Source organism: Bacteroides fragilis (genome assembly GCF_019583405.1).
GTDB lineage: Bacteria > Bacteroidota > Bacteroidia > Bacteroidales > Bacteroidaceae > Bacteroides > Bacteroides fragilis_B.
Window position 1 is genome coordinate 293,531 of sequence record NZ_SZUU01000005.1, and the last position, 14,922, is coordinate 308,452.

A 14,922-nucleotide genomic window follows, 5' to 3' on the forward strand; every position below is an offset into this window, starting at 1 on the left:
TTACACGGATTTTCACAGATTAATTATTTATCCCGTTGATATTTAAGATTAAAATTCTGTGTTAATCTGTGTAATCTGTGGTGAGATTAATTCATTTCTATTCCCTTGTGTAGCCGATTCAACGCAACGTGAACCGTGCCGTTTTCACGTTCTGGCTGTCAGGTCCTATCATTACATCGAAATCGCCCGGCTCAGCTACAAACTTCAAGTCGGCATTGTAAAACTTCAACATTTCCGGAGCTATTGTAAAGCGGACGGTTCTTGATTCATTCGGTTGCAGATAGATCTTTTCAAATCCTTTCAGTTCTTTGACCGGGCGGGTGACACTGCCCACCAAGTCGCGGATGTAGAGTTGCACCACTTCACTGCCGGCACGGTCCCCGGTATTCGTTACGGTGACGGAGGCTACCAGTTCATTGTCCATTCCGATAGACGACCGGTTCAGAGTGATGTCACTAAATTGGAAGGTCGTGTACGACAGTCCGTATCCGAACGGATAGAGAGCATCATTGTCCACGTCAAGATAGTTGCTGCGGAATTTCTCGAACCATTTGCCTTCTTTCAGCGGTCGTCCGGTATTCTTGTGTGCATAATAAAGTGGGATCTGCCCTACACTTTTCGGGAAAGTCATGGTCAGTTTTCCGCCCGGGTTGACTGCGCCGAACAATACGTCTCCGATAGCCGGACCGGCTTCGGAACCTCCGAACCATACGTTCAGGATCGCAGGAACATGTTCCTGTTCCCAATTGAGTACCAGCGGACGGCCTGTAAACAGGACGAGAACTACCGGCTTGCCTGTTTTCAGCAAAGCCTCCAACAGAGTGTGCTGTACATCCGGCAGATTGAGGTTGGTGCGGCTACTGCTTTCACCGCTCATCTCCGACGATTCGCCCAATGCGGCAACAATCACGTCCGCTTGTGAAGCTACTTTCAGCGCTTCGTCCAGCATTTGCTGATCCGTACGGTTATCGCGGTTCAGCGAACGGCCGAACATGGTTGCCCTCTCTTCATAACCAGCATCACCGATCAGGTTACTGCCTTTGGCATAAAGTATTTTTCCCTGATTGCCCACCCATTCGGTCAAACCTTCTACCAAAGAAGGGCTTTTGTCCAGTACGGCAGCTACGCTCCATGTGCCCGGCATATTCGAACGGGTATTGGCCAAAGGGCCGATCACTGCAATAGTACTGGTAGGAGAGAGGGGAAGTACAGGTGCGAGGGCAGGTGAAAGTCCCTCATTCTTCAGCAGTACGAAGCTTTCTCCTGCAATTCTCCGGGCTACGGCACGGTGCTCTTTGGTGAAGATGTCGCGTGCCGGACGTTTCAGGTCACAGTATTTATAGGGATTGTCAAACAGCCCCAGTTTGTATTTGGCTTCCAGGATACGCCGGCAAGCTGTGTTGACCGTTTCGACCGATACCTTGCCTTGTTCAACAGATTTTTTCAATGTGCCTACGAAACCATCGCTTACCATGTCCATATCTACTCCGGCATTGATGGCACGTGCCGATACGGTTTGCAAGTCTCCGATTCCGTGTTCTATCATTTCGGAGATTCCGGTGAAGTCTGTTACCACGAAACCATTAAATCCCCATGCACCGCGCAACACATCGGTCATCAGCCATTTATTGGCTGTTGCCGGCACACCTTCCACTTCGTTGAAAGAAGCCATTACACTACCTGCCCCGGCTTCTACACCGGCCTGATAGGGGAGCATATAATCGTTGAACATTCGTTGGCGGCTCATATCTACGGTGTTATAATCCCGCCCGGCCTCGGCTGCTCCATACAGAGCAAAATGCTTGATGCAGGCCATGATCTCATCATTACGGTTCATGTCTTTTCCCTGATATCCGCGCACCATGGCCCGGGCTATCAGTGCACCGAGGAAGGGATCTTCGCCCGAACCTTCGGATACCCGTCCCCAACGGGGATCACGGCTGATGTCCACCATCGGACTAAAGGTCCACGAAATGCCGTCGGCGCTGGCTTCGACGGCGGCGATACGTGCCGATTCTTCGATAGCCGGAATATCCCAGGTACACGAAAGCCCTAATGGGATAGGAAAGATGGTTTCGTAGCCGTGAATCACGTCCATCCCAAAGAGCAGAGGGATACCCAAGCGGGAGTTCTCTACGGCCAGGCGCTGTACGTCACGGATTTTATCCACCCCTTTCAGGTTGAATAATCCGCCTACTTCACCTCGCTTTATCTTGGCGGCGATGTCGCTGCTTTTAGCCTGTCCGGTGGTGATTTCACCTGTTACCGGCAAGTTAAGCTGCCCTATTTTTTCTTCCAGGGTCATCCGTTTCAGCAGATTGTCGAGGAAACGGTCCATGTCCTGAGGAGCTTTTTGCGCTTGCAGCCCTAACGGGAGTAAAAGTGCAAGCAGAATGAGTAAAGAATATTTTTTGTTCATAACTGTATATGTTTTTTACTTCACCACAGAGGCACAGAGTTTTAATCTCTACGGGATATATAAATCTCTGTGGGACTCTGTGTTACTCTGTGGTGTGCTCTTAATAATCCGGGTTCTGTACCAATACGCCTTTTGATTTATCTATCTCGTCCTGTGGAAGCGGCAGCAAGGCATTCTTGGGTTGATAACCCGTTTTGCCCGCAGCGTGGAGCACTTGCGAAGCGATACCCCAGCGTACCAGGTCGTAGAAACGTCCCGATTCCAATCCCAGTTCTACCCGTCGTTCGTGGCGGATGGCATCACGCAGTACGGTCTGATCCAATGAAGTCACTTTGGGCAGAATATCCAGGTTGTTGCCACGGGCGCGGGCACGTACCATTTCCAGATAACCCGATGCTTCGCCTGTTTTCCCTAACTCATTAGCCGATTCTGCTGCCATCAGCACTACGTCACCATAGCGGATGACACGGATGTTTACCCAAAAACCGTGTCGGGTAAACTCTTCGCGGAGTGCCGGGTTGGTATAAGCTTTCTTGTTAAAATAAGTACCGTCGGCTTGAGATACCGGAGACTCTCCATAAGGTTTGTTGGTATTTTCGGGAGTGATCGGATCAGTATCCGAACGACGGAAGTAAAGCAGCGTAGCATCTTTGCGCGGGTCGCCCGGTTCGAATGCTTCACCCATCAGCTCTGTTCCCATGTGCCATCCCCAGCCGAGGTCCCATTGGCCGGAACCCCGTACACCTTGTACTTCGCAGAACTGGCTGCCGATTTTATCGCTTGCCGGCAGAGCGGCAGTAGATGCACATTGCAACTCGAATACCGACTCACTGCTGTTCTCCCCTTCATCGGTGAAGATGATATCATAAGGAGTATCCAGATTGTATTGCCCTGAATTCATTACATCGGTCGCAGCGGTATACATGTTCTGCCAGTCATTGCGCATCATATATGTGCGGGCATGCAGTGCACGGGCACTTCCCCAGGTGAGTCGTCCCAGATAAGCGGACTGCCATTGACGGGGTAAGAGCCCTTCGGCCTGTGTCAGGTCAGAGTCGATTTGTTTGTAAATTTCTTCGGAGGTGCTCTTCGGTACGTTTGCTTCCGAGGCATCGTTCACTTTGAAAGTGACCAACGGTACTTCGCCGAATGCACGAACCAGGTTGAAGTAACAATAAGCACGGAAGAAAAGAGCTTCACCCTTATTCCGGAGGTCGTTCTCTTCCGTCAGGTTACCTTTCTCAATCGTCTCTATAACATCGTTACACTGATAGATGACGGCGTAGTTCTGACTCCAGTAGGCTTTGATCAGTCCGTTACTGGCGTTGTACTGAAAATCATCGTACATCGCAGCCTGATCGGCTCCGTCACTGGCAGTACTTCCTTTTTCCGAATCTTCCGAACGGAAATATTCGATGGCAAAGGCGGGGATACCGGCGGTGATGTTATAATTACGCATCATGGTGTAAATGTTGAAGACCTTTCCTTCGGCAAGTGCCCCGGGATTATCGTCTTCGGTAAACTGTCCCTGTGGGTGACGGTCCAGAAAATCGTTGCAACTGCTGAAGCTCAGAGCCGATACAGCTAATGCAATGGGTAAAATGTATTTATTTAGTTTCATACTCTGCTTCGTTAAAATGTTAAGTTAATACCAAATGTATAGACTGCCGGTACCGGATATGTCCCGTTGTCCACTCCGAAAGCAATGGCCGATCCACCGATTTCCGGTGTGTAACCTGTGTTGTGCTTCCATGTCTTCAGGTTCTGTATGTTGACGTAAACCTTCAGGGCCTGCATGCGTATCTTTGACAGCAAAGTCTTGTCGAAACTGTAGGCCAGTTGCAGGTTACGGATGCGGAAGAAGCTGCCGTCTTCGATGAAGTACTCGGAGTTCTCGCTGTTGATGGCATGCTTTGTATTCAGCAGGGGTTGTGTGTTCGAAGTGCCTTCTCCGTGCCAGCGGTCGAGACGTTGTTCCATATAGTTGAACTGTGCCCAATTATAGTTGTCCCAGGTACGATAGATCTGGTTGCCGCCTTGTCCCATCATTTCCATGCTGAGTTCCCAGTTCTTATATGAGAGTCCGAGGCTGATGCCGTATGTCACGTCCGGAGTCGGATCACCGATTTTTGTACGGTCGTCCGGTGTGATTTTTCCGTCTCCGTTTACATCGGCAAACTTCAGGTCGCCCGGAGTGACGGTTGCCAATGTGTTCACCGGGGAAGCATCGATTTCAGCCTGATTCTGGTAAACGCCGGCTACTTTATAGCCGTAGAAATAACCGATCGGGTAGCCTGCCATTGTATAGCTTTGGCTCTTATCGCCTGCGATGATGGAGTATCCATCCTGTACCAGACTTTTCACTTTGTTGCTGATAGTGGTCAGGTTCGCGCTGACAGAGTATCCCCAGTCACCGATCTGATCTCTCCAGGAAGCCATCAGTTCGACACCTTTGTTCTCAATCTCTCCGAGGTTTCCGATACCCGGCACGGTTCCCGACAAACCGGGTACAGTGGCAAGCAGGTCTTTGGTATTTTTCTTATAGTATACCCCTTCGAAATGGAAACGGTTACGGAACATATTGGTTTCAAAACCGGTTTCCCATGCTTCTACTTTTTCCCAGCGCAGGCGCGGGTTGGGCAGGTAAGCCAGTTGGTAACCCGGATAGATGATAGCCGGTTTGCCGAATACGGCGGCAAAAGCATTCTCCAACAACGGTTCTGCCGGATAAGCCCTATCCATATTCTGGTTACCTAATGTACCCCACGAACCTTTCAGTTTCAACATGTCCAGCCACGTGATATCTTTCATGAACTCCTCTTCGGTCATCAACCATCCGGCACCTATAGAGTAGAAGTTCTGCCACTGGTTGCCGGTATATGCGAAAGCTGAAGAACCGTCGCGGCGGAACGAACCGTTGAACAGGTATTTACCTTTATAGTTGTAGATGACGCGTGCCAGCATAGATACGGTGGTGCGCTCCCATTGTGTACTTCCGTTGGTGGCTGTAGCCAGGTCGCCGATGCTGACGAACCATTTATCGGGATTGTTCGGAATCACCAGCCCGATGCCCTGTCCGCGCGAAGCATCCAGTCCGCTGAGCGAATTATAATAGGTTGTGAAACCGGCGGTGGCAGTCAGGTTGTGTGTACCGTCGGCAAAACTGTTTTGGTAAGTCAACAGATAGTCACTCTGAACCTTGGTTTCGTTTTGCTTGTTCTGGCTCACTTCTGTTTTTCCGTTTCCGAGCGTAGCGACATTCCCGGCTACGGTTGCGTCATATACCTTGATAATCGGTTTGTAAGTCCGGCTGTCATTGGTGGCATAGTCCATAGAGAACATTGCCTTGAATGTGAAATGTTTCAGGAAATCCACTTCACCGTAAATGCTGCCCGATGCACGGTAATTGATGGCACGGGTGGTGTTGGCACGTAGATCTACGTCGACCAACGGATTGGTCATCTGTGCTTTCTGGAATTCCGGCAATGAAGTATATAGTCCGTATTCTTCGTTATATACCGGAGCTACCGGAGTGGTACGGATAGCGTTCAGAACCGTTTTGCTGTCGGCCGGGAGCATACGTGCCCCGTTGAACTGAAATCCCACTTTGATATCTTTGGTGATTTTATAATCATTACTTGCATTGATCGTCACTTTGCTATACTTCTCATGCTTGATGTTTCCCTGTTCGTGCGAGTAGCCCACACCGAGATAGAAACTATGTTTTTCCGAAGCACCTGTGATACTGATGTTATTGTTCGTGATGAATCCGGTCTGGAATATTTCGTCTTGCCAGTCCGTATTTGCGTTCCAGTTGCTGAAGTCGAATGGGGTGTTTCCCTGATTCGCCATCTGCTCGTTATAGAGTTCCTTGAACTGTGGCGCATTCACCATTTTGATTTTGTCTACTACGCTCTTCCAGCCGAAAGAGGTGTTGATGTTGACCAGCGTCTGTCCCTCTTTGGCGCGTTTGGTAGTTACGATGATCACACCGTTGGCACCACGCACACCGAATATGGCCAGTGAGGAAGGGTCTTTCAATACTTCCATCGACTCGATATCTTCCGGATTCAGGAAGTTGATATTGTCGTTGAACAGTCCGTCCACAACATACAGAGGCTTGTAACCATTGATAGAGTTCGTACCGCGGATACGTATTTCCGGGTCGGCACCGGCTTGTCCGGAATTGACGATCTGCACACCTGCTATCTTTCCTTGGAGGGACGATAATGGGTTGGTTGCCGGTTTGTTGGCTATCTCCGAACCCTTGATGTTGGTAATAGATCCGGTCAGGTCACGCTTCTTGGCACTACCGTAACCGATAATTACTGTTTCGGCAAGCATTTGTGAGTCGTCTTTAAGCGTGACATTTATCACAGTTTGCTGCCCCACTTTGATTTCCTGCTTTTCATATCCTACATACGAGAACACGAGTACATCGTTGGGCGTTACCGAGATGGAGTATTTGCCATCCATATCGGTCACAGCTCCGGTAGAAGTGCCTTTTACCTGGATAGATGCACCGATCAGGGGCTCGTTAAATGAATCTGTAACAGTACCTGTCACTGTTTTCGTTTGAGCCATGGCCACCGATGCGCTCAGCAGTAGGCAAGTCAGGACAAATACACTTTTTAGCCATAAGGCTCTCTTCTGCCGAAGAAGTCGTAAAGGTTTAGTCTTCATTGCATTAAATTTTACCATTGTATAACTATTTTGATTTAACACACCTTCTGCCAGCTCTCTTTCAGATACTCGATAGTTATATCGACGGCAAAAGTACCCAATGAAACAAATAAATGTCGAAAAAGATGTGAACGGATGGAGACTCCCTGCACTTTTAACATATGCCGGACTTGGAATCCGACTAATGTAGAAGAAGTTTCTATTATGATATATTTACCTTATGATGGTTGTTGGATTTTATATAATTGTATGGAATTATGTGCTTTAATTGAATCGCTTTTTGAGTTGCGTTTATTATCTAATTGTTAATTGTTTAGGCTGGATAAAATAAGCAATGATATTAGAAAACTTTTTTATGATAGATGGTGTTCAAATGGCGAAAATGGTATAACACTCGATGCTGTAACGAAAACCATCTACTATTTACCTTCTCAGAACCAGCTCCAGATGATAAGTATTTATTTCAATGCCCGTACTTATCCGACCGGACTATTCTGGAGTTCGACACAGTTGATTGGAGGAACAAGCAACTCAAACCAGGCTCGTGCTATATCATACGCCAACTATGGTGAAGCTCAGACGTATACCAGCATCAGCACACAAGGATATTCACGTTGTCTGATGGAGCCGGATCGTACTTACCCGTTCCCGGTAGCCAGTTTGTCTACCCCGACAAGTCCTGTTTATTATCCGTTGCAGATAGCTCCTAATATAAAGACTTATCCTTATTTTCAGACTGGGGCATTCCCCGTTATTGTAAATCAGGAAATGTGGAATTATGGAGGAGTAATAGGATTTCAACCACGTGGTGTAGTATCCATATCACTTCGTACGGGAGAACCTTATACGGCCCTCACAAGCAACTATCATACGGTGCGCAAACCTTATACCCTTATCAGAGTAGCGAAAAACGATTGTGATAAAAATGGGAATCCGGTAATAAACAATGCAGTTACACGCTACACGATGAACTGGTATGAAGCTTTGGGGTATGTAACTCCTTCAGGAACTGACCCTGCTACTCCAACAGTAAATACGACTCGTACCGGATGTAATGCCTATTCGGAGCGGAGCGATAAAAAGGACTTGGGTACCTGGCGCGTTCCGACTTCACTCGAATTGACACAACTTTGGGTTATGGGTGCAGGAGTTGGCGGTACTACTCCTGTAAATCCGAATTATACATATGCGGTAAGTGGAAGCGGATCGAATGTAACGATCTCGACACCGAGATATCCCCGCATGAGTGAACAATATCCCGGAGTGCTTCCATTGTGGGGAGATGTTAGCACTCTGACAAATAATATTGCGAATATAAACTATGTGTGGCCTGGGGGAACGGCTTCAACACCTTATAACTTAAATAAATTATACTGGTCGTCGAATACTTCTCCTAATACGACTCCAGCAAATGCTTTCGCTATGATGCTTGATTTTTATTCGGGGGATTCCTATACGGGAAGTGGTCCGCGGACTGCCGGATTTCCACGGAAAAAGGGGCAGGGGCTTTTGCGGTGTGTGAAAGATGTGACCGAATCCACACGCTACCAGCAATAAAGCGGAAGCTTGTGGCAGCTATCTATAAAGATGTCAATACTTTAATAGATTTTTGATAGAAGTTGTATGTTTTATATATATATCCTTGAATGAACCGGGCATAAACAATTCGCCCGAATGATATTTCCATCATCCGGGCGAAATCGTTTATACTGTGGAGCTTATCCGATTGTTTCTACCTGCTGGCTATTGGCTTCGTTTATATCAACATGAAAAGCATTTATCAACAAATCGAACAGATTCATATTCAAGTAAAAATTATCCCGTCCCAGTTTCATTTTAGTTAGAAAGCCCGCATCAACCAACTGATTGAGGTACGAAGTGGCAGTGGGACGTGATACGCCCAGTTCATCACATACAAAATCTATTTTTGTGTAAGGATGCTTAAACAGGTTGTTCAGCAAATCCTGCGAATAGATTTTGGGAAATTGCTCCCTGATTCCCTTTTTATATTCCATCATCAAAGACTTCATTTTCAAGATAAGTTCAACTGTCTCCTGAGACGTTTCTTCCAATCCTTTCAGGAGAAACAGAACCCATGCTTCCCACTCCTGATTGTCTCTGACGGCTTGGAGCAAATGATAATATTCTCCTTTGTTCTTGATGATATAGCGGCTCAGGTACAACACCGGTAAATCCAACAGGCCTTGAATAACCAAATACAGGATATTGATGATTCTCCCCGTTCTGCCGTTACCATCAGAAAACGGGTGAATACTCTCAAACTGATGATGAATGATGCACATCTTAACCAGCGGGTCCAGATCGCTAACCGAATCGTCATTAATGAACTTTTCCAGATTAGACATACAGGACACTATTTCATCATAACTCTGAGGCGGTTCATATACCGCTTCCCCCGTACGGTCATTGATAAGAGCCGTGCCCGGTGTTACCCGATAGCCTGCCTGATTGTGCTTGATTCTCCTATAAATTTCAATCATGTCGTTACAGGTCAGCAACCCATGTTACTTAACCAACTCAAAACCGTGTATCAATGCTTCCGAATAGCTTTGCACCTCCTTAGTGGCAGCGGTAATAGCCGTATGGAGTGGTAACGTGGGAATTTGATACATTTCTTTTTGTGCGTTTATAAAGATGATACGCACAAATATATAAAAAAAGATGCGTTTTCTTTATACGTTCATAGAGATATATAAAGAAAACACGTTTTTTTTTATATATGCACACGGTTATGCAAAAGAAACACGTTTTTCTTTCTACATATTTATGTATCTTTGCTCCGTGCTCTCTGTCGAGAGAGCACCTTGTTTTTATTACGTTTAGTCAAGACTCTGAGAAAAAGCGGCAATTTTTTCTAAGCAAAGCAACGACTAAACGGACTGGTTGCGTTGTATCCTTACAACTCAATAAGCGTGTCCGTTTAGGTTTATAATTGCTTTGCTGGGTTGATGCCGCTTCCCTCTCTGAGAATTATATTCACTAATACGGGCACGTCCCTCTTTAAATCTGTCTATATGGAAAATTACGGCAAACAAAACTTTCTCGGCCTACCACACAAAGCCGCTTACTGCTTGGTGATTAGTACATGGATCATCAGCATATATGCCATTGTAGGACAATAAGAAATCATCCGGCAATATCAAAACATAATAGATGAAGCCATACACAGCAATCAAACCCAGATTGTGCCCAGTTGCCGCACGCTACTCAAGCCCGAACCGCCGTTTGACTGCATGACGATCACCGAATACAACTATATCTTCAATCCGGAAGACGACGGAAGCCGGTAAACATGTCTTTTTCCTCTTTTCCCGCACGAAGATAGGGCGCAGCCGTCCATCCATCAATGATCGCTACGCTATTTCAGCACAAAATATCCTGCGCTCCTGCGTCGTGCGGTATTTTCTGCCGAAATTCATTGCCGGCTGCCCGTCCGTGTCCTGATGGATGTTTAAGAAAAAAGGAAAAAAATGTGTAGGGGCTGCGCTGGTGATACCGGAAATTATGTGCACCTTTGTACGTTTCCTGTAGCGTCGGCCTTGCTGGTTACTTGGCGGCTGCTGAGAAACAGCTATTTAAAAACTTTAGATAAACGGTTCTGCTCCCGTGCCTGATACTGTAATGGGTCGGCATATTTTTCTTTCTTTGTTTCTGCATCGAATGTCTGATAGTGCAGCGGGTCAGCAGAACCGTTCTGTTTTCATTAAATCTCCCCTATACAAAGGACGTTCAGCAAACAATCCTATCAATAAAAGTGTTTCATTGTACATTTTTTAGCCGTTTGCTATGGTAATTCAAAAATAATCACCATCTTTGTAATGCGTTATAATTAACTATTACTGGCAGAGATGAAGACTTGTATGTTCTTTGTCTTACTTTAGCTACGGGCATAATCTATTTATGTCCGCAGCTTCTGGATAAAACGGTTCTGCTCCCGGGACTAATACCGTAATGGGTTAGCATATATACATTTCTTTGCTCTGCAAATGATAGTGATTATAGCGCAAGCGGGTTAAGCAGGGCCGTTCATTTTTCCCTGCCCGATTATACGTTTGTGCTATGGGCGAACAATCTACTATCAAAATCTTGTATTTCCATCGACGCAAAACCAACGCAAGCGGCTGGTATAAGTTGGAATATATTTTTCAGCGAGGTAAAAAGATTCTGCATTATACACTCTCTACCCGGGATTATGAATATTTAGAAAGTTTCTGCTCCCCCTGCATGGTCGAACGTTCAGAAATGATTGTCTATGTGGCCGAACTTCTTTTGGAAATTCACAAAGTGAAATATTCTCGCTTGAAAGTCACCCCAAGTTATGCCTATGCTACTTCTAAATATAAACCCCGAATCAACCAAATGTGCAAAAAGAGCCGTTATCACAAAACATCTGTCATTATAGACGGACTATAGTGCTATATTAAATTCTCTTTTATAATTGACTTTGAATCTAAATCCATTTATTCAACCAGTTAGCTCGCCGAACCGCTGTCACTCTACCCCCCGGAGGACAGCGGTTCTCTTTTTGTTTTGCGAATAGCGGACTAAACGATACTATTGGGTTTGACCTTAAGGTCAACTATGGGTAAGAAGATTGAGTTTTCAGATCAATATAAAGTAATAATCAGGAAGAAACAATCCAGTTGGTACCTTAAAAAGTAAACTCTTTAATGGGTTGTATCTAAGTTCTTTATGGCGAATGTCACCTTCTTTATCTCAGCCCGCCTCCCCGAGCCCATGAGCCCGCGTACCCGGGCTGACGGGCTTCGATACCTGGGCTCATCAGCCCGGGTATGCGGGACGAGGTGAATATTATACCATTTTCGGTTAGATGCTTAAGAAAAACAAAATGCTCTAAACGGCCTATCTGCTTAGGTAATGTTTTTCTTTCTTTTGTCAATCAGGTAGTTAACTCTTGGTGTGCTATTAAATCGGCGGGTGGAAGATGGAAGATGAGGGTGGAAGATAGATGGGCTGAAAACGCTATCTTCCACCAATCTATAATGTTGTATATTAAATAGATAAACATTAAAAGGTGGAAGATGGAAGATCGAAATGTTTTTTTTGGGGGGGCTTCGTCAAATTTGGTGGTAAATTTTCTTTTACTCATGGAATCTGATTCCGTTTTCGGAAGTGTAAGTCCTCGTTTATAGTTGACAAAAAAGCAAGTATCCCGGCTTTTCCCCGAAGAGTCCATCCGTGAGGTGAAGAAGCGAATTTTAGACTAAACCATCTGAAAATCAACATCTTTAAAAAGTAAGATTTCCGTCCTCAAAAGCTTTGTTTTAACACAGAGTTAAAGCTTGTTCTTTGGATGTGAATAACAAGTTCTTTAAATGCAAAAGACTTGTTATTTGCGTACAAGAACCTGACAACCTGCAAAAGGCGTTAACACTGATTAATGGAGGTTTCGAAACCAACGCAGATAATGCAAAATCTATTTCTTTCCCGGGAGTAGCCGGCATGATGATGGCTTGCCCTGATATGGAAACGGAAGGTAAGATTAAGATACTGAAAGCCATCAATGAAGTGAGATCGTTTGGTGTATTGTCTGGTGGAGGTATCGGGTTGTATGATGCTAATAACGCATTGGCTGTTGTGCTAGAAAAGTAATTATCACAGAATAATAAGGCTTTCCTTTTTTACGTAAGCCTTGAGATTATGAAATCGCCCTCGTTACAGTAAGTTGTAGCGAGGACGATTTTTGTTTGGGGAGTACTCTTTCTCAATTTGTAAAGAGTAGAAGTAGATGTTATAGTTGCTCCAATGCTTCCCAGTCAATTTTCGGTTCTTTACCCGTTGGCTTACAATAGAACTTTGTTCCCATCGGAACAGATTCGTTGAAGAAGCCTCCCATTTTCAGATAAAACCGGTTATCTTTAGTATTTCCACCTTGATAGTCGAGGCGGACTTTGGCGCTTGCCGTTGCGTCGTGTGTGAAGACGGCGTCAGTGAGCCGGGTCCATTTACCTTCTTTACTGCGTGCCCATTGGTTACCGAAGAAAACTTCACGCGACAAGTATCCTTGTTCCGGACTGAAATTCTCAAGGAAACTATGAGGACGTTTGTACCATGTGTTGGTCATGGGGCGTAAGAAGCTGGCTATCAATTTCCACTCTTTTTCATCTGTGGCATAGAAGTAAGCGGTATAAGTGGTATTTCCGTTTCCATCCGGTTTGACATGCATCAGGAATTTGTATGTATTGCCAGCCTTCCAAGGATATCTTAAATAACTTTGTCCTCCTGAGCCTTCGTTGCCAAACTCACCGATATGTACATCTTTTCCTTGACGTAGCAATTTAATCTTTTGGTCATCCGGAATCGTTTTAGGGTCTTGTGTGTCAAAAGGACTCCAAACAGAGAAAAGAATGCGGCGTTCTGTAGGAGAGTTGTATTGCATCCCGAAATAACCTTCACCGAAGCCGGCTGCCATATAGTAGCTATGCATTGTTTCGCCTTCTTTGGGCACTGTGACTTCGTTGTAGAACCATTCGGTGTCACCTTCGGGCAATGCATACCCCATATGAACGGAAGGACCGCGACGTCCCCAATAGTCTGAGAAGTCTTTCACATAATTACTTTTACCTGTAACGTTGTCTGCTATCAATTGCTTGATTTCTCCGAAACTCTCGCCTTCTTTAGCCACACCTTGCAAGTCGATGCGCACATACCCTGCCTGGCGTATATCAATGCTCCCTACAGGTACATTGGTGAAATCATCCGATTGCAGATTAACTTTGAAACTCTTTTTCCCATAACTGACTTTGATTTCAGAGTGTCCTTTGGCATAAAGTGACAAATCGGCTGTTGTAGGTTGATGCAAATAGAAGTAAATGCTAACGATACTTTTAGGATTGGTCCAGTGCGAAACTCCTTCTTGAGTTATTCGGGCACCGTCTTGCTGACGGGTTACATAACCATTGCCGGAAACTCCTACGACAAGTTGTTGAGGCTGCGCAAATGCAGTGGTGCATAGTAATAATGCAAATAGACATAATAGATTTTTCATGTTGATGTCATTGATTGATTTTATGTGTATTTCTGATATTGATAAATAACTCGTTGTATAATGCAATGCTGCAAAGTTAAGAATTGATTTTCTTTATCGAACCAGAATCAATAACATTTGTTTTAGAAACTGTTTCGATTTCATTTAAAAGTTTATCAGTTGGTAGTTCTTAATCTATTTCTTATCTTTAAATATAACGACCAAATCATATTTAAAGAGTAATAAAATGGGATATTGTACCGACCTGACTGATAAACAGTGGCAAGTTATAGAAAATCTTTTAGATGACAAAGAACGTAAGCGTAAACATTCTCTTCGTTCTATCTTTAATGGCATTTTTTACTTAGTAAAGACCGCCTGCCAGTGGCGTATGCTTCCCAAAGGCTTCGCCCCTTGGAATACAATTTCGCTATCTTTGGGTATGTTTATCCGCAGGAAACCCAATAAAAGCGGCACCTTCAGCGTGCAGGTTGTCTCGAAACTCAATGGGAAGTATAAGTTGGAGAAGTCTTTTGGTGCTTCCTCTGACGAAGAAGTTCTTAAAGGTCTCGAGATGCAGGCTAGTAATGGATTTCCAGACACACCGGTCAGATGGAGATTGACTTTTCAGATCACGACCGAAAAGAGAACTTGCGTCTCTGATTGCAGAAGGAGTCCTTGACAACATTAATACAGTGTTACTCAATGGTCCATTTCTGATACTTGAGCGCATTTATGATTCAATTGGGTTCAATCGTATTGATGATGATATGCTTCGTGATCTCTCCATTGCAAGAGTATGCGAACCAAT

The 14,922-nt window shown here is 45.2% G+C and carries 8 protein-coding genes and 1 pseudogene; 4 read left to right on the plus strand and 5 right to left on the minus strand.

The window, feature by feature from the left end:
• Positions 1-118 precede the first annotated feature (118 nt).
• The 3 genes from bglX to FDF36_RS13500 form a co-directional block, all read right to left on the minus strand.
• Positions 119-2,419 (minus strand): beta-glucosidase BglX, encoded by a 2,301-nt coding sequence (gene bglX / locus FDF36_RS13490; protein ID WP_220391665.1) that lies wholly within the window; start codon positions 2,417-2,419, stop codon positions 119-121.
• 100 nt (positions 2,420-2,519) lie between these two features.
• The gene (locus FDF36_RS13495; RefSeq protein WP_220391666.1) at positions 2,520-4,040 is read right to left on the minus strand and encodes a RagB/SusD family nutrient uptake outer membrane protein; all 1,521 of its coding nucleotides are present in this window, start codon (positions 4,038-4,040) and stop codon (positions 2,520-2,522) included.
• A gap of 11 nt (positions 4,041-4,051) precedes the next feature.
• The gene (locus FDF36_RS13500) at positions 4,052-7,120 is read right to left on the minus strand and encodes a SusC/RagA family TonB-linked outer membrane protein (RefSeq protein ID WP_220391667.1); all 3,069 of its coding nucleotides are present in this window, start codon (positions 7,118-7,120) and stop codon (positions 4,052-4,054) included.
• 429 nt (positions 7,121-7,549) lie between these two features.
• On the opposite strand from FDF36_RS13500, the gene FDF36_RS13505 reads away from it, so the two are divergent.
• Positions 7,550-8,659, plus strand: a complete 1,110-nt coding sequence (locus FDF36_RS13505) for a hypothetical protein (protein ID WP_220391668.1) — start codon at positions 7,550-7,552, stop codon at positions 8,657-8,659.
• 161 nt (positions 8,660-8,820) lie between these two features.
• Here the strand turns inward: FDF36_RS13505 and FDF36_RS13510 are convergent, their stop codons facing one another.
• Entirely contained in the window at positions 8,821-9,621 is an 801-nt protein-coding gene (locus tag FDF36_RS13510) for a Fic family protein (protein ID WP_259281444.1), read from the minus strand.
• Between the two features lie 1,561 nt (positions 9,622-11,182).
• Between FDF36_RS13510 and FDF36_RS13515 the strand changes: the two genes are divergently transcribed.
• Positions 11,183-11,536: a hypothetical protein gene (locus tag FDF36_RS13515; RefSeq protein ID WP_022012553.1), complete on the plus strand. Its 354-nt coding sequence runs from the start codon at positions 11,183-11,185 to the stop codon at positions 11,534-11,536.
• 981 nt (positions 11,537-12,517) lie between these two features.
• Positions 12,518-12,736: pseudogene (locus FDF36_RS13520) on the plus strand (META domain-containing protein); the annotation flags it as partial.
• Between the two features lie 139 nt (positions 12,737-12,875).
• Here FDF36_RS13520 and FDF36_RS13525 read toward each other — a convergent pair.
• The gene (locus tag FDF36_RS13525) at positions 12,876-14,132 is read right to left on the minus strand and encodes a DUF3472 domain-containing protein (protein ID WP_032540347.1); all 1,257 of its coding nucleotides are present in this window, start codon (positions 14,130-14,132) and stop codon (positions 12,876-12,878) included.
• Between the two features lie 226 nt (positions 14,133-14,358).
• On the opposite strand from FDF36_RS13525, the gene FDF36_RS21310 reads away from it, so the two are divergent.
• Positions 14,359-14,793, plus strand: a complete 435-nt coding sequence (locus tag FDF36_RS21310; protein ID WP_259281445.1) for a transposase — start codon at positions 14,359-14,361, stop codon at positions 14,791-14,793.
• Positions 14,794-14,922: the final 129 nt, after the last annotated feature.